The 16,296-nt window shown below is 62.8% G+C and carries 14 protein-coding genes; 4 read left to right on the top strand and 10 right to left on the bottom strand.

Annotated features, from left to right (window positions below):
• Positions 1-120: 120 nt before the first annotated feature.
• Together EOA16_RS28640 and EOA16_RS28635 are read left to right on the top strand one after the other, a co-directional pair.
• On the top strand, positions 121-489 hold the full coding sequence (locus EOA16_RS28640) for a hypothetical protein (protein ID WP_245456044.1): 369 nt from the start codon (positions 121-123) through the stop codon (positions 487-489).
• Complete coding sequence (locus EOA16_RS28635) at positions 486-1,187, top strand: hypothetical protein (protein WP_127261148.1); 702 nt, start codon at positions 486-488, stop codon at positions 1,185-1,187. Before EOA16_RS28640 ends, EOA16_RS28635 begins: the two co-directional genes overlap by 4 nt.
• A gap of 135 nt (positions 1,188-1,322) precedes the next feature.
• On the opposite strand, the gene EOA16_RS28630 is transcribed toward EOA16_RS28635, so the two are convergent.
• Positions 1,323-2,417, bottom strand: a complete 1,095-nt coding sequence (locus EOA16_RS28630) for a serine protease (RefSeq protein WP_127261147.1) — start codon at positions 2,415-2,417, stop codon at positions 1,323-1,325.
• 398 nt (positions 2,418-2,815) lie between these two features.
• Here EOA16_RS28630 and EOA16_RS28625 point away from each other — a divergent pair, with 398 nt between their 5' ends.
• The gene (locus EOA16_RS28625; protein ID WP_127261146.1) at positions 2,816-3,910 is read left to right on the top strand and encodes a trypsin-like serine protease; all 1,095 of its coding nucleotides are present in this window, start codon (positions 2,816-2,818) and stop codon (positions 3,908-3,910) included.
• A 70-nt stretch (positions 3,911-3,980) separates the two neighbouring features.
• On the opposite strand, the gene mgrA is transcribed toward EOA16_RS28625, so the two are convergent.
• From mgrA to EOA16_RS28590, 7 genes are all read right to left on the bottom strand, one after another.
• Positions 3,981-5,027 carry an L-glyceraldehyde 3-phosphate reductase gene (gene mgrA, locus EOA16_RS28620; RefSeq protein WP_023812497.1) on the bottom strand — a complete coding sequence of 349 codons (1,047 nt, stop codon included), beginning with the start codon at positions 5,025-5,027 and terminating at the stop codon, positions 3,981-3,983.
• A 120-nt stretch (positions 5,028-5,147) separates the two neighbouring features.
• Positions 5,148-6,290, bottom strand: a complete 1,143-nt coding sequence (locus EOA16_RS28615) for a Gfo/Idh/MocA family oxidoreductase (RefSeq protein WP_127261145.1) — start codon at positions 6,288-6,290, stop codon at positions 5,148-5,150.
• A gap of 11 nt (positions 6,291-6,301) precedes the next feature.
• Positions 6,302-7,048 (bottom strand): sugar phosphate isomerase/epimerase, encoded by a 747-nt coding sequence (locus EOA16_RS28610; protein WP_127261144.1) that lies wholly within the window; start codon positions 7,046-7,048, stop codon positions 6,302-6,304.
• A gap of 53 nt (positions 7,049-7,101) precedes the next feature.
• Entirely contained in the window at positions 7,102-8,199 is a 1,098-nt protein-coding gene (gene ugpC, locus EOA16_RS28605) for a sn-glycerol-3-phosphate ABC transporter ATP-binding protein UgpC (RefSeq protein WP_127261143.1), read from the bottom strand.
• Between the two features lie 5 nt (positions 8,200-8,204).
• Positions 8,205-9,143, bottom strand: coding sequence for a carbohydrate ABC transporter permease (locus tag EOA16_RS28600; protein ID WP_164754422.1), 939 nt, complete (start codon positions 9,141-9,143; stop codon positions 8,205-8,207).
• A gap of 2 nt (positions 9,144-9,145) precedes the next feature.
• The gene (locus tag EOA16_RS28595; protein WP_127261141.1) at positions 9,146-10,033 is read right to left on the bottom strand and encodes a sugar ABC transporter permease; all 888 of its coding nucleotides are present in this window, start codon (positions 10,031-10,033) and stop codon (positions 9,146-9,148) included.
• 82 nt (positions 10,034-10,115) lie between these two features.
• Positions 10,116-11,354: an ABC transporter substrate-binding protein gene (locus tag EOA16_RS28590; RefSeq protein ID WP_127261140.1), complete on the bottom strand. Its 1,239-nt coding sequence runs from the start codon at positions 11,352-11,354 to the stop codon at positions 10,116-10,118.
• 399 nt (positions 11,355-11,753) lie between these two features.
• Here EOA16_RS28590 and EOA16_RS28585 point away from each other — a divergent pair, with 399 nt between their 5' ends.
• Positions 11,754-12,809, top strand: coding sequence for a LacI family DNA-binding transcriptional regulator (locus EOA16_RS28585; RefSeq protein WP_127261139.1), 1,056 nt, complete (start codon positions 11,754-11,756; stop codon positions 12,807-12,809).
• Between the two features lie 143 nt (positions 12,810-12,952).
• On the opposite strand, the gene gndA is transcribed toward EOA16_RS28585, so the two are convergent.
• Complete coding sequence (gndA, locus tag EOA16_RS28580; protein ID WP_127261138.1) at positions 12,953-14,380, bottom strand: NADP-dependent phosphogluconate dehydrogenase; 1,428 nt, start codon at positions 14,378-14,380, stop codon at positions 12,953-12,955.
• A gap of 157 nt (positions 14,381-14,537) precedes the next feature.
• Positions 14,538-16,175, bottom strand: coding sequence for a copper resistance CopC/CopD family protein (locus EOA16_RS28575; RefSeq protein WP_127261137.1), 1,638 nt, complete (start codon positions 16,173-16,175; stop codon positions 14,538-14,540).
• Positions 16,176-16,296: the final 121 nt, after the last annotated feature.

Below are 16,296 nucleotides of genomic sequence, written 5' to 3'. Positions count from 1 at the left end.
CCAAGGCCGTCGTGGCTCTGCCGGCCCTTGCGCGATCAGCGCGATATGAGAACATTCCCGGCCGCAGCCTTGACGCATGACGGCCGGATGAAACGGATAGGATCGATTGTGAAGAATTCTATGTTTTCCTGGCGTGGAACGGTGGCCGGCCTTGCCGGCGGCCTGTTGCTGATCGCCAACGCTTCGGCGGACGAGGCCTGCGGCCTGTGCGTCAAGCAGATCGTCACCAACTCGGAACTGGCGACGTGTTTTCTCGATCAATACGACCAGATCGCCAAAAGCAGCAGCGGCGCCGTTGTCGTCGATCTCAGCAACTGCGCCTCGCGCGGCGTCGTCGAAGCCTTGCCGTCACCGAACAAGGGGGCGGCCGAGCCCGACGTACAGTTCATGATTTCGCGCCTGCAGTTGCAATGTCTGAAAAAGAAGCTGGAGGCGCCAGGCATCGTGCTTGATCCCTCCGCCACCATTGAACTGGACAGCTGCGGATGAAGAAACCGGCGGGCAACACCAGGCAAACAGCAGCCGCCGCACCCGCAAAGGCGCCGGCCGGCAAACCGGAGCTGCCGGAAACCACCGAAGGTTTTCCGTGGCCGAGCAGCCACGAGATCAAGAAGGAGAGCAATCCCTTCACCGACCGCGACTGGCGCATGCTGGTCTATGCCTGGTCGGGCATGGCAGTGCGTCTCGCCATCATCTTCACCTTGATGTTCTCGGTCTATCAGTTCCTGGCCAACCAGGAGCAGAAGCGCGTCGAGCAGACCATGTCGCTGGTCGAGCTTTGGGAAAACAAGGACTACCAGCAGGCACAGCGCGCCCTGAAGGATCGTCTGACGGCCCTCAACGCCAAATATGACAATCTGCTCAGCGCCAACCCCTCGCCGACCGAGGAGCAGGTGTTCCGGCAACGGATCGGCATCGAGGCGATGACTGCCTCCGGTGGTGACATGCCGCTCGCCGATTTCAGTGAGAATTTCGACCGCATCGTCTATTTCCTCAACCGCCTCTCCTTCTGCGTCGACGGCGATCTGTGTTCGCGCAAGGTGACCGACGCTTATTTCCGCGACTATGCCGTCTCCTTCTGGAGCTATTTTGCCGGCTACATAGACAAGCAGCGCAAGGCGGGTTCTCCCACATTCGCTTCGGCAATCGAGAGCTACGTGCGCAACGGCACGCCTGCAGCCAAATAGCGACGCGAAAATCCGGCCTCCGTCTGATGCGCGCCTGCCGCTGGCCGCGTGCAAGGGTCGCAACAAATGCGCCCGCCAGAAAAAAGGCGGCGGGATTGCGCCGCCGCCTTTGTCTCCACCGCCAATGCGCAGTGATTACTTATACAGGCTGTTGATCCACTGGACGTTGGCAGCGTTCAGGCGCACGGCGGTGTTCGCGTCGGGGCTTTCCGCCACGTTGATGCCGGTGATGATGCGCTGCTTGGCCTTGTTGTCGTAGGCATAGACCGAGCTGCCGCTCGACCCCGGGAACGTATCGCAGTCATACTGAAAATATTCCGGGGCGATGTTTTCGGCGTGCACTTCGCAGTTTGCCTTCCACATCGTGCCCATCGGCTTGTCGCCGGGATAGCCAACGAGATTGGCGGTGAAGTCGCCGAGATCCTCATAGTTCGCATAGCCCAGCCAGCCGAGATTGGTGCCGACATCCTGCTTCAGCGTGACGATGCCGAGATCCCACAAAAGGACCGAACCATAATAACCCTGGTAGTTGTCGATGAAGCCTTGCAGCACATAGGCGCTTTCGAAGGCGAAGGCGCCGAACGGTGCGTCGTCGGCTGTGCTGCCGTTAAGGCCTGGCACGAACAAATAGTCGGAGAGCCAATCCTTGTCCTCGTGGCTGTAGAGGCAGTGCGCGGCGGTGAGCACCGTGCGCGGGCCGATCAGCGTTGCCGAACAGCTGCCGAAGCTGCCCGTCTTCGGTGATTTGGCTTCGAGATAGCCAATTGCCGAGAACGGATAGGTCTTGGTGTTCTTGACCTGCTCGCGATCGTCGGTGCCGAAAACCTGGCGGCCGGCTTCACCTTCGCCGAGGTCCGGATCCTCGGTCTTGCGCTCAGCCCCGTCTTTTCCAGTGGCCGGAGCATTCAGTTCCTTGATGATAAGCTCCCGCAGCGCTTCGCTCGGCTCGATCTTGATCTCCTTGCCATCGGCGGACCGTCCGACGATGCCATAGGATTTGACGGCCGTTGCCTCGTCGGCAAGCGGCGCGGCGCGGCTGTCTTCGTCGGTCAGCTTCGGTGGCGCGATTGGCTTTGCCCGCCCGGGCTTGTAGTCGCCTGAAGTCACGTCCCGCGCGCTTTCGCCATTGCCGGCACTGGCGGAGCCAGGATCAGCGGCGAAAACCGGGACCGCCCACATTGCGGTGGACAGCAACGCGGACGCAACAAGTGCGTTTGTCAGTTTTGTCATGGTGAGACTCTCCCAAAAGTCAGCAAGGACTGGATCAAAATACACAAATATTGTCGAGATCGTGGTCAGGCCAAAAAATGAGTTTGATTACCGGCACCTGAACCAGCTCATTACCCCCTACAGTCTGTCCAGGCCCCGCCAAAGGCACTAGCGCGGATATATTGCCTAAATTAATACAACATTGGAATGACAAATCGCTTCCACATAGCCCGTGGGGGGCTATAGGGTTTTGGGCTGGGTCTGCACAGGAACGCGATCCGCGAAGCGGTGCCCGACTTGGTGTTCCTGCCGTGCCGCAACAACAAGTGCTGCGCGGCCTGATCACCAGGGTGAGGCTTGTTTCGTTGATCATGCGCCGGGGCTGGCCCGCTCGGGAACATATCTCAGGAGGGCTTCAGGTGAACATCATCCATCGGTTCAGGCCGACCGCCGCCGCATCGCTGCTCGGCATCGCTGCCGCCCTTGCGGCAGCCAATTCCACCCAGGCCGACGAAGCGGTCGCCCGGCCGGAGGCAGCGGTCTCGCCAATGAAGCGCGTGACGGAAGCCAGGGCGAAGGCCGCGGCGGAGAATCCCGACAGCGCCGATCGCATCTACGGCGGCAACCAGGCCGAAAAGGGAGCCTACCCGTTCCAGGTCGCGCTGCTCACCACCGACAGGCTGGACGAGAACCCGGCATCGCAGGCCAACGCCCAATTCTGCGGCGGCAGCCTGATCGCGCCGCAATGGGTGCTGACGGCAGCACACTGCCTCAACGACAAGGGCCAGCCGGTTTCGCCTGAGAGCGTCACCGTGCTGACCGGCGCCACCGATCTCAGCGAGGGCAAGCGCCACAAGGTGGTGGAGGTCATCGTCAACGAGGGCTACAGCGAGCAGACCCTCGACAACGACCTCGGGCTGCTTCGGCTTGCCGAGCCGGCCGACGCGCCGACCATCAAGGTCACCCATGACGCGACGCCCGAGACCGGCAAGACGACGGTCACCGGCTGGGGCAAGATGCAGGATGGCACCTTCCCGACCACGCTGATGGTTGTCGATCTCGACCTGCAGCCGAACCAGGCCTGCAACAGCGGCATCAAGGCCATCTATGCGCATGATCTGAAGGTCGCACTCGGCGATCTGTCACGCCGTATGCGCTATTCGGAAAAAGGCATCGACGCGGCCGCCAATGCGATCGCCGCCGACATGACCGACCCGCTGACCGGCAACATGATCTGCGCCGGCACCACCAGCGGCGTGCGCGATGCCTGCAATGGCGACAGCGGCGGACCGTTGTTCATGACCGGCACCGACGAGCCGGTCCAAATCGGCGTCGTCAGCTGGGGCGAAGGCCCGGCTGACGGCAGTGCGGCCTGCGGCCACAAGGACGCCTACGGCATCTACACGCGGCTGGCCAACTACACCGGCTGGATCGAGACGAAGATGAGCTCTGCTCCGGCGCCTGCCAAACCAAAGGCGGGACTGGGCACGGCGCAGAAACCGAAAACGCCCTGAACCGCGGCCATTTGGCTTCCTGTGAAAAATGGCGGGATTGCCCGCCGCTCTTATTTTGCCGGCTCGAGGTCTATTTTCGCGGCGGACCTTTGCGCTCGGCCGAAGCTGCCCACAGATTGATGTCGGATTCGCGCGCATAGGTGTCGATCTCGGCGAGTTCGGCATCGCTGAAGTCGAGCACCTTGAGCGCGCCGACGCAGTCCTCGACCTGCTCCGGCCGGCTGGCGCCGATGAGTGCCGAGGTCACCCTGCCCTTGCGCAGCACCCAGGCCAGCGCCATCTGCGCCAGCGTCTGTCCGCGCTTGCTGGCGATCGCATCGAGCGCCTTGATGTTGGCGATGGTCTTGTCGTTGATGAAGGCTGTCTTCAGCGACTTGCCCTGGGAGGCGCGGCTGCCGTCCGGGATGCCGCCGAGATACTTGTTGGTCAGCATGCCTTGCGCCAGCGGCGAGAACACGATGGAACCGACGCCGAGCCCTTCGAGCGTGTCGAGCAAGCCGTCTTCCTCCACCCAGCGGTTCAGCATCGAATAGCTCGGCTGGTGGATGACGCAAGGCGTGCCAAGCTGCTTCAAGATATCGGCGGCCTCGCGCGTGCGCTGCGAATTGTAGGACGAGATGCCGGCATAGAGCGCCTTGCCCGAGCGCACGGCATGGTCGAGCGCACCCATCGTTTCTTCCAGCGGCGTGTCGGGATCGAAACGGTGCGAATAGAAGATATCGACATAGTCGAGCCCCATCCGCTTGAGGCTCTGGTCGAGGCTGGCCAAAATGTATTTGCGCCCACCCCATTCGCCGTAGGGGCCGGCCCACATCTCGTAGCCGGCCTTGGTCGAGATGATCAGCTCATCGCGATAGGCGGCGAAGTCGGTGCGCAGGATTTCGCCGAAGGCGGTTTCGGCAGAACCGGGCGGCGGACCGTAATTGTTGGCAAGGTCGAAATGCGTGATGCCGAGGTCGAAGGCCTTGCGCGCGATCGCCTGCTTGGTCTTGTGCGGCGTGTCGTTGCCGAAATTATGCCACAACCCCAGCGAGATTGCCGGCAGCTTCAGGCCGGAGCGGCCACAGCGGTTGTAGATCATCTTTTCATAGCGGTTTTCGGCAGGCGTGTAGGGCATCGGAAAATCCTCAATGGAAACGAGCCGGTCGGCTGCATCGCGATAACGCGGCGAGTTGGCTCTGCCCGTCACCTTTACCCTCTCTCCGTCGGAACGGGGAGAGGGTTGAGGTGTGCTGCCCTATTTCTTCTTCGCCAAAAGCTCCTTGGCTTCCTTGACGCCAAGTGCTGCCGGCCGTTCGCAGGTGGTCTGCATGGCGACGAACTTGCCGGTTTCACCGGAGCGCAGCAGGCCGGTCATCACGTCGACGGCGTGCAGCGCCAGCTCCATCGAACAGCGGTGCGGCCGGCCTTCCGCGATCGCCACCGCCATGTCGGCGAGGCCCGATGTGCGGTAGTTGGCCATCATGCCTTGCGAATGCATCTCGTTGGGCACGCCGAACGGATGCGGCCAGTTCGGCAGCTTCTTGACCGGCTTGGCCGCGTCGGTGAAGCGAACGTCACCACCGAAGAAATTCGGATCCGGCACGAACACCGTACCGGCCTCGCCATAAAGCTCCATCGGCGCGTGGCCGTGAGCCCAGACGTCCCAGCTGGTGTTGAGCGTGATAACGGCGCCGTTCTCGAACTCCAGCAGCCCATGGATGGTCGTCGGCGTGTTGACCGGTATCTTTTCACCCGCGCGCGGCTTTGAACTGATCGTCCGCTCCTTGGCCGGCGTCGTCGCGAAGGCCGCGACCTGCTTCACCGGCCCGATCAGCTGGATCAGATTGGTGATGTAATACGGTCCGATGTCGAGCACGGGACCGGCGCCCGGCTGGAAGAAGAAATCCGGATTGGGGTGCCAATGCTCCATGCCGTGGCCCATGACATGGCAGGTACCACTCGTGACCTTGCCCAGCTTGCCGGTGTCGATCAGGTTGCGCACCAGTTGATGTGCGCCGCCGAGGAAAGTGTCTGGCGCCGAGCCGATCCGCAGACCCTTTTTCTCCGCCCGCTTCTTAAGGTCGAGCCCTTCCTTGACCGACAGCACGAACGGCTTTTCCGAATAGACGTGCTTGCCGGCATCGAGGATCTGCTTCGACACCTCGTAATGCACCGCCGGGATGGTGAGATTGACGATGATGTCGATGTCATCGGCATCAAGCAGGTCTTCGACGGTTTCGGCGCGCAGTTTGAACTCCTTCGCCCGCGCCTTGGCCGCCTCCATGTTGATGTCGGCGCAGGCACGCATCTCGATGCCGCGAAACAGCGGCGCCAGCGAAAAATACGCTTTCGAGATGTTGCCGCAGCCGATCACGCCGATGCCAAGTTTCTTTGCCATGCTGATTGCTCCTAATAGGTTTGGGCGGCTGCGATGGAGCGGCGGGCGAAACGCTCGATGTCGTTGGGGTTGTCCTGTTCCATGACGTAGTATTGGGCAGCACTCTTGGCACGCAACACCTTGATCAGGCCGGCCCAGTCGATGGTGCCATGGCCGACATCCGACCAGCCATCCTCGTCCAGCCCCTCGCCGGGCTTGGCCATGTCCTTGACGTGGACGGCACTGATGCGCTTGCCGTGTTTCTCGATCCACGGCAGCGGATCATCGCCGCCGCGCACCACCCAGGCAACGTCCATCTCCCAGCTGACATCGGGCGCGGATGACAGGATGTGGTCCTGCGGCACCGATCCGTCGGCAAGTTTCTTGAACTCGAAATCATGGTTGTGCCAGGCAAAGCCGTAGCCGGCCTTTTTCGCGGCATCACCGACCTTGGCCAGGCGTTCGCCGAAGCCGCGCCAGCCGGCCGCGTCGGATGGTCGCTGATCGGGCATCAGGAAAGGGCAGATGAGCAGCGTGATGCCGAGTGCGTCGGCGGTTCTGCGCACGCCGTCGAAATCGTTCTCGAGCGCGTCGATCGAGAAATGCCCCGTCGGCATGGCGAGCCCGTTCTTGTCGAGCTCAGTGCGAAAGGCCTTGGGATCGTCATAGACGCCGCCAAAGCCTTCGACTTGCGTGTAGCCGAGCTTGCCGAGCGTGGCGAGCACGCCTTCCCAGGGCAGGAAATTGCGGGCGCTGTAGAGTTGGAATGACCAATTCATCGTCTCTGTCCGTTTCGCTTGGGGATTGTCGTTGGAAGGTTGGTTCTCGGAAGCTAGATGCGTGTGCCGGTTGCCGTGTCGAAAAGCGAGGCGCGCATCGGATCGAAGCCAAGCGTCACCGCCTCGTCGTTCTTGGGCGTGCGTTCCGAGGTCACTCGGACGCTGAAATTCTGCTGGGCAAGCTTCAGCCAGACCAGCGTGTCGGAGCCCATGGGTTCGACCACCTCGACATTGGCGGCTATCGAGAACGGCCAGCCGGTGCCGCTGTTCAGGCTGACATGCTCGGGCCTGATACCGAATGTGACGGGGCCGGGAGCCGGAGGCTTGGCAAAGTCGTAAGTGCCGAGCGGGATCTTGATATCCTCGGCCGCGAACCGCCAGCCGCCGTCGGCGTCTTCCAGGCGGCCATCGACGAAGTTCATCGCGGGTGAGCCAAGGAAGCCGGCGACGAAGCGGTTGATAGGGCGGTTGTAGATGGTCTGCGGCGCATCGAGCTGCTGGATGACGCCGCCCTTCATCACCGCGATGCGGTCGGCCAGCGTCATCGCCTCGATCTGGTCGTGGGTGACGTAGATCATGGTGTTCTGCAGCTTGCGATGCAGCAGCTTGATCTCGACGCGCAGTTCGGCGCGCAGCTTGGCATCGAGATTGGACAGCGGCTCGTCGAACAGGAACACGTCGACATCGCGCACCAGTGCCCGTCCGATGGCGACGCGCTGGCGCTGGCCGCCGGAAAGTGCGGCCGGCTTACGCTGCAGCAGCGGCTCGATCTGCAGGATTTCAGCCGCCCGCGCGATCCGCTTGGCGATCTCTTCTTTTGGCGTGCCGGCGACACGCAGTCCGAAGGACAGGTTCTTCTCCACCGTCATTTGCGGATAGAGCGCATAGGACTGGAACACCATGCCGATGCCGCGGTCCTTGGGCTCTTCCCAGGTGACGTTCTTGCCCTTGATGAAGATGCGGCCCTCGGAAACGTCGAGCAGGCCGGCAATGCAGTTGAGCAAGGTCGACTTGCCGCAGCCGGACGGCCCGAGCAGCACGATGAACTCGCCATCGGCGACATCGAGATTGAGCGTCTCCAGAACGGTCACCGCGCCGAAATTCAGCGACAGGTCCTGGATTGAAACGCTGGTATCGCTGGCTGCCGTCATCGCCATCACCCCTTCACCGCGCCGGCGGCGATGCCGCGCACGAAAAGCTTGCCTGAAATGAAGTAGACGATGAGCGGCACAAGCCCGGTCAGGATGGTGGCTGCCATATTGACGTTGTACTCCTTCACGCCTTGCACCGAGTTGACGATGTTGTTGAGCTGCACCGTCATCGGATAGGTGTCGGGGCGGGTGTAGACGACGCCGAACAGGAAGTCGTTCCAGATGCCGGTCACCTGCAGGATGATGGCGACGACGAAGATCGGCAGCGACATCGGCAGCATGATGCGCAGGAAGATGCCCCAGAAGCCGGCGCCGTCGACGCGTGCCGCCCGGAACAGCTCTTCCGGCATCGAGGCGAAATAATTGCGAAACAGCAGCGTCAGGATCGGCATGCCGAAAATGGAATGGACGATCACCAGCCCGCTAAGGCTGCCATAGAGGCCGATTTCGCGCAGAATGATGACGATCGGATAGATCATCACCTGGTAGGGAATAAAGGCGCCGACGATCAGGATGATGAAGAACGTATCGGCGCCCTTGAAGCGCCAATTGGCCAGCGCGTAGCCGTTCACCGAGGCGATGGCGATCGACAGCAGCACCGACGGCACGGTGATGCGCACCGAATTCCAGAAGCCGCGCGAGAGCCCGTCGCAGTTGAGGCCGGTGCAGGCCGTCGACCACGCCTTGACCCACGGCTCGAAGGTGATCTCGAGCGGCGGTGAGAAGATGTTGCCGAGCCTGATCTCCGGCATGCCCTTGAGCGAGGTGACGATCATGACGTAGAGCGGCAAGAGGTAGTAGACCGCCATGACGAACAATGTGCCGTAGAGGAAGACGTTGCGGCGCGAAATCATACGGCGCGGCTTCGGGCCGTAGGGACCGGTGATGCCCTGGCGCGCGCCGGCGCCGGCGGCAGGGCTTGTTTGAGCGATGATGTCTGCCATGCTCATTTGCGCCGCCCGAACTCGAGATAGGCCCAAGGCACGATGACGATCACCACCGAGAGCAGCATCATGGTCGAGGCTGCAAAACCCTGGCCGAGGTTCTGGGCGAAGAACATATAGTCGTAAACGTACTTGGCCGGCACTTCGGAGGCGATGCCCGGGCCGCCGCTGGTCTGGGCCACGACGAGGTCATAGACCTTGACGATGCCGGAAGCGATGATGACGAGCGTGGTGATGAAGACCGGCCGCATCATCGGGATGACGATGAACAGATAGGTCTTCCACATCGGGATTCCATCCACCCGCGCCGCCTTCCAGATGTCCTCGTCGATGCCGCGCAGGCCGGCCAGCATCAGGCACATGATCAGCCCGGTGCCTTGCCACAGCGCCGCGATCGATATGCCGTAGATGACGATGCTGGAATTGTAGAGCGGATCGAAGCTGAAGCTCGTCCAGCCTAAGTCCCGTACCACGTGCTGGATGCCGAAATCGGGATTGAGCAGCCACTGCCAGACCAGGCCGGTGACGATGAAGGAGAGCGCGAAAGGATAGAGGAAGATGGTGCGGAACGTGTCTTCGAAGCGGATCTTCTGATCGAGCAGCGCGGCAAGCAGGAAGCCGATGACCAGCGAGAACACCAGCGAGATCGCGCCGTAGATCAACAGGTTCTCGATCGAGATCAGCCAGCGCGGCGTCGCCCACAGGCGGTAATACTGGTCGAGCCCGACGAAATTCAGCCGCGGCAGGAGCTTCGAATTGGTGAAGGAATAGAGCACCGTCCAAACGGTGCCGCCGACGAAAATCACCATGGCGGTGAGGATCATCGGGATCGAGGCGACCTTCGCATTGAGGTTGCGGAACAGAAGGTTGGGGCGTTCGCTCTTGCTCATCTCGTCAGCCGGCTGGGTAAGGGCGGTGCATTCCCCGGCCCTGCGTTCGCAAGGCCGGGAGCGAGGTGGGCGGCCTCCAGGGTCAGTCCGCCGAAGCGATGAGGTCGGCGAAGCGCTTCTGCGCGTCTTCGACGGTCAGTTCCGGCTTGGCGAAGAATTCGGCGAAAAGGTCTTCCTTCTGCTTCTGGGTGTCCTGCGAAAGCAGCTGATCCGTCCACGGTATGACGGCACCCTTGGCGAGGATGGCGAGGCCCTTCTTCATGCAGTCGTTCGCCGCATTGAGATCGACGTCGCCGCGCACCGGCAGGGAACCCTTCTTCAGATTGAAGGCGACCTGCGTCTTGGGATCGAGCAGCGTCTCGGCCAGCACCTCCTGCGCCTTGCTCTTGTCGGCATCCTTGAGCAACGGGAAATAGAAGGCGTCGCCGCCCGTGGCTATGACCTCGTTCAGCCCAAGGCCCGGAAGGCAGGTATAATCCTTGCCGGCGGTCTTGCCGGCAACCTGGAACTCGCCCTGAGCCCAGTCGCCCATGATCTGGCCACCGGCCTTGCCGGTGATGACCAGGTTGGTCGCCTGGTTCCAGTCCTGCACATTGGTGTTCTTCGCCATCTTGCGGGCATCGTCCGCGGCCTTGAAGACCTTGGCGACTTCGGGCCCGGCGGCGAACTTGGCATCCTTGTCCTTGTAGACCTTGAGGAACGTGTCCGTGCCGCCCACAGCCGCAAGCAGCACGTCGAAGGCACCGGAGGATTGCCATGCCTGCCCGCCGACTGCGAGCGGGATGATGCCGGCCTTTTCCAGTGCCGGCGCTGCCGCCACGAATTCATTCCAGTCCTTCGGCAACGGCACGCCGGCCTTCGCGAAGGCTTCGTTGGACAGCCACAGCCACTGCCAGGAATGGATATTGACGGGCACGCAATAGATCTTGCCGTCGATGGTGCAGCCGTCGAGCAGGCTCTTCGGTCGGACGACTTCCGTCCACTTGCCCTTGGTGGCGACGTCGGTGAGGTCGCGCATCAGGCCGGCCTGCACCAGTTCCTCCGCCTGCCGGCCATGGTTGAACTGCGTGGCGCCCATCGGATCGCCACCGGTGATGCGGCTGATCATGATTGGCCGCGCCGTGCCGCCGGAACCGGCAATGGCGCCGTCCACCCAGCGATTGCCGGTCGCATCGAACGCCTTGGCAAGTTCCGCAACCGCCGCCGCCTCGCCGCCCGACGTCCACCAATGAGTGACTTCCAGGTCCGTCGCGGCCGCCTGGCCGGCAAACTGCAACGCGGCCGTCGCTGCCAGCGCAGCGGTCAAAAGTTTGTATCGCATTTCGGCTCCTCCCAGAATCTGAAACGTTACAGATTTTCGATACGGCAATTGCGTGGGCTGCGCAACCCATCAACGAAGCGCCCTCGATATTTTTTCGGGCCGCGAACAAATTCGCCTGAGTGACCGCACTTTTTATGCACTGCAACATGGCTTGCTGCGGCGCAAACATCGAAATGTCGACCGATCCGGGCAATAAGCGGCGGCAGGGGCGATTTCTCCTGGAATCCCAATGCGTTTCGCAAAAGAACCATGCACCCCGCGACGAGATGTAACCCGATATGGCAATCTGTAACGTTTCAGTTTATTGAGACTTTACCGGGGCTGGAACGCATATCGTATCGCCATGGCGGCGATTGCCGACATGGCCTGCGGCTGCTATGCGCCTGACGGGCGGGACGAATGGACAGACAGCGTACGGACAAGAACGGGGAGACCTCGGCACAGGGACGGCCGACGTTGAAGACGCTTGCCTTCATGACCGGGCTCGGCGTCACCACCGTGTCACGCGCCTTGAAGGATGCCCCGGAAATCGGCGCCGAAACCAGGCGCCGCGTCCAGCTCGTCGCCAAGCAGATCGGCTACCGGCCGAACCGCGCCGGCGTGCGTCTGCGCACCGGCAGGACCAATGTCATCAGCCTCGTGCTCAACACCGACCGCGAGATCATGAGCTTCGTCTCGGACATCATCTACGGCGTTTCGGAAGTGCTCGCCGAAACGCCGTATCACCTGATCGTCACGCCCTATTCCCGCTCGCAGGATCCGATGGAGCCGATCCGCTATCTCGTCGAGACCGGCTCGGCCGACGGCGTCATCATCTCGCGCACCCAACCGAACGATCCGCGCGCCCGCTACATGCTCGAGCACGGCATGCCCTTTGCCACGCATGGCCGCACCGACATGGGCCTCGTCCATCCATACCATGACTTCGACAACCATGTTTTCGCAATGGAAGCCGTGCGCCGCCTGGCGAGCATGGGCAGGCACAAGCTGGCGCTTCTGTCGCCGCCGCCCGGGCTGACCTATTATGGCCACACGCTGAACGGCTTTGCCGATGCGCTGAGCGAGGTCGGAGCCAGCGAGATTCCGTTCAACACCGTTTCCATCGATCACACGATCGAGCAGATCAGGACCAGGACCGCGCAGGTGATGCGCCGCGAGAACAGGCCGGACGGCTTCGTCAGCAGCGCTGCCGCCGCGACACTGGCCATCGTCGCCGGCATCGAGGATGCCGGCCTCAAGCTTGGCCGCGACGTCGATGTCGTGTCCAAGCAGTCGTCGGACCTGTTGCACCTGTTCCGGCCGGAATTGCTCGTCGTCAACGAGAACTTCCGCCTGGCCGGCTCCGATCTCGCCCGCTCCGTGCTCGGCTGGATCGGCGGCGCCGCACCCGGCTCGTTGCAGCGCCTGGTCGCCACCAGCGAGGTTCAGGCGTTCAGCCCGCCGGTTTCCGTTTAGAGCAATTCCAGGAAAAGTGTGAAACGGTTTTCCCGGGAAAAGCGCATAACGCTTTCCCTTGGGAATTGCGTAAAAACAAGGAGTTAGAGCGGGTCGCCGTTTCCGTGAAACGGTGAACAGCTCTAGGGTCTTGGGCTGGTTTGCTAACCAGCCGCACCGCTTCCCCACGGCCCATGGAACGCGCCTTTGTCGTCGATACGCTCGAAGCCGTGCGCACCGAAGAAGTCGCGCTGCGCCTGGATCAGGTTCGAGGTGCCGCGGCCCTGACGGTAGCTGTCGAAATAGGCAAGTGCGGAAGATAGCGCCGGAACCGGCGAGCCGGCCTCCGAAGCCCTCGCCACGATGCGGCGCAGCGACGGGTGCGCTTCCTGCATCAGCGAGATGAAGGCCGGAGCCATCAGAAGGTTGGTCGAGGCGCCGCCCTTGCTGAAGGCTTCCGCCATGGTGTCGAGCATCTGCGAGCGGATGATGCAGCCGGCGCGCCAGATCCTGGCGATGGTCGGCATCGGCAGGTTCCAGTTGAATTCCTTGGAGGCGCCGCTCATCACCGCAAAACCCTGAGCGTAGGCGGCGATCTTGCCGGCGAACAGCGCCAGTTCCAGATCTTTCAGCAAGGCGTCCTTGTCGCCGGAAATCTTCGTCACGCCGGCGTTGCCATAGGCCTTTTCCGCCGCCAGCCGCTCGTCCTTGATCGACGACAGAACGCGCGCCGCCACCGCCGCCTCGATCGCGGTGGCCGGGATGCCGAGCTGTTGCGCCTCGATGACCGACCATTTGCCGGTGCCCTTCTGCCCGGCGCGGTCGAGGATGATGTCGACCACCGGCTTGCCGGTCTTCGGATCGTCTGATGCCAGCACCTTGGCGGTGATCTCGATCAGGTAGGAGTTGAGCCGGCCCTTGTTCCAGTTGGCAAACACCGTGCCGATCTCTTTCGGGTCCATGCCCAGGCCGTCGCGCAGGATGCCGTAGATCTCCGCGATCATCTGCATGTCGGCATATTCGATGCCGTTATGGATGGTCTTGACGAAGTGCCCGGCGCCATCGGTGCCGAGCCATGCCGCGCAGGGTTCGTCCTTGAACTTGGCGGAGATCGCCGTCAGCACCTTCTCGACCCGCTTCCACGAGTCCTCCGTGCCGCCGACCATGATCGACGGCCCATGGCGCGCGCCCTCCTCGCCGCCGGACACGCCCATGCCGATGAAGGTGAGACCCGAGCCGGAAAGCTCGGAGAAGCGCCGCATCGTGTCGCGGAAATTGGCGTTGCCGGCGTCGATGACGATGTCGTTGGCCGACAGCACGCCACGCAGAGCCGCGATCTGTTCGTCGACCGGCTTGCCGGCCAGCACCATGATGATGATCGGGCGCGGCGGCCTGATCGCGGCGGCAAGCTCTTCCAAGCTGTAGCAGGGCACGACCATGTCCCTGAGCGCGCCGGCATTCTCGACGAAAGCGTCGGTGCGCGCCCTGGTGCGGTTGAAGACAGCGATGCGGTGCCCGTGCTCGGCGATGTTGAGCGCCAGGTTGGAGCCCATCGTGCCAAGGCCGATCAGGCCGATTTCGGCTTTTTCCATCGTTTCTTCCCTGCTTTCGGATCTTTTTTGGTTCGAGCCCGCGATTGGCGGGGATGCCCATTCTTCACGGAATGATTGACGGGCCTTTCGGGCCGCGTCAACCGCCTCGCCGAATTGTGTTGGGTGGATGGCCGGCCAAGCTCGTGCCGGTCTGGCTTTACGGCCTGATATCGACGGGCGCCTCGATCTTCACCATCTCGAAGTCCGAGACCAGTATGTCGATGCGCACCGTCCACCGGCCCGGCACCGGGATGACGAGGTTGTCGACGCGCCAGCTGCCGTCGCCGGGCTTGCTCGCAGTGCGCTTCAGCGGCTCGATGCCGGAATCGGGCTTCGACAGCACCAGGGTCACCTCCTTGGCGTCGAGCGGGCCGAAATCGCCGCTCATGATGACCATCGAGGCAACGACCGGGCCGGCATGGCCGGGAGTGATGCTGAGATCGGCCATCGCTTGCAGCGCGTGGATATGGACCGACACCGGTTGCGCTGCCACAATCGCCAACGCTCGTGGCGGCGGTGTGAAACGCCAGCCCGCGGCAACGCCGAAAATCGTCAACACGATCAGCAGTTCGACTGATATCGAGCGGACCAGCCTGCGCTGAACCTCCGTCGATCCCGCCTCGGCCAGCGCGGTGAGCTTCCAGCGATTGACGGCAGCGAGCGTGAACAGAAAGACCAGCAGCCCCAGCTTGATCAGCAGCAGCCTTCCATAGGCGGTGTCGACCAATGCCGCGGGTGTTTGCACCTGGATGACGGCAAGCACGATGCCGGCAGCGGCAAGCACGGCCACCACGGGCAGGATCGCCCAAGAAAACCGCCGCAGGAATGGCGTGGCCTCCGCCGATTGCCCCTTCAGCGCCAGCCCGAGTGGGACCAATGCGCCGGCCCACAACGCGATGCCGACGCCGTGCAGGAACACCATCGGCCGCGTCAGCCATTGCGGTTCGGCGGCACTGGCATGGCCGCTGGCGGCAAGGGCAATCCCCACCCCGGCCAAGCCGGCAAGCGCCAATGGTTTGGCGGTGGCGCGGGGACCGGCCAGCGACAGCAGGCCAAGCCCCAGCGCGATCAGCGCGACCCGCACTGTCCAGCCGAAACTGGTGGCGAGCCCGGTCCGCCAGATGACCGATTGTGCCAGATGGGAGAGCGGCGCCCCGAGCGCATCAAGCCCTTGCAAGCCGAGCGACAGGCACGACGCGACCAGCCCGCTCAGGATTGCAGCTGCAACGAAGCGCTGTCCGGCGCGCCCACTTCCGGCCAACCAGGCAAGCGCGAAGGCGCCGCCAACGCCGAGAAAAAGGCCGACGTAGAGAAAGATTTTGCCCGCCCAGATAGCCGACCGCAACGGCCAGTCGACGGCTTCGGATACGGCCGGCGGTTCGCTGGGCGCGCCGATGGAAAACAACAGGGATCCACCGACGGGATGACCGTCTGCGGAGATGACGCGCCAGCTCAGCACATGCGTGCCGGACTTGAGCGGCTGCGGATTGTCGATCTCGACGGTCTGGTCGCTGAGCCGGAATGACGTTAGCAGAACCGGCTTGCCGTCGGGCTTCACCAGCGTCAGCACCAGAGGCGAGACCGGCTCGCTGAAGGTCAGCGAGAACTGCGCCGGCCCCTGTGCCAGCACCGCGCCGTCGGCCGGATCGGTCTTGATCAGCGCGGCATGGGCGAAGGCCTGATCTGGCCCGGCCATGATGGCAAGAAGCACGATCATGGCCAACAGGCCGGCGACCAGCCGGCCGGCGCGTTGGCCGGTCATGCAAGCCGTTTGCAGGAAGGACGTCGTGCTCATCAGGCAACCTCACGATTGCGTTGAATCAGTTTAAGAGCTGATTGGGCGTTGGTCCCGCGCCACCGTGACGACCGCCTGTGGTGCTCGCCCTTCGAGGGCCCGCATGAGACCTGCGGCGTTG

Origin of the sequence: Mesorhizobium sp. M7A.F.Ca.US.008.03.1.1 (assembly GCF_003997495.1) — a bacterium.
Classification (GTDB): Bacteria; Pseudomonadota; Alphaproteobacteria; order Rhizobiales; family Rhizobiaceae; genus Mesorhizobium.
The sequence above is the reverse complement of the archived record's forward strand: the minus strand, read 5'-3'. Positions and strand labels throughout refer to the sequence as shown.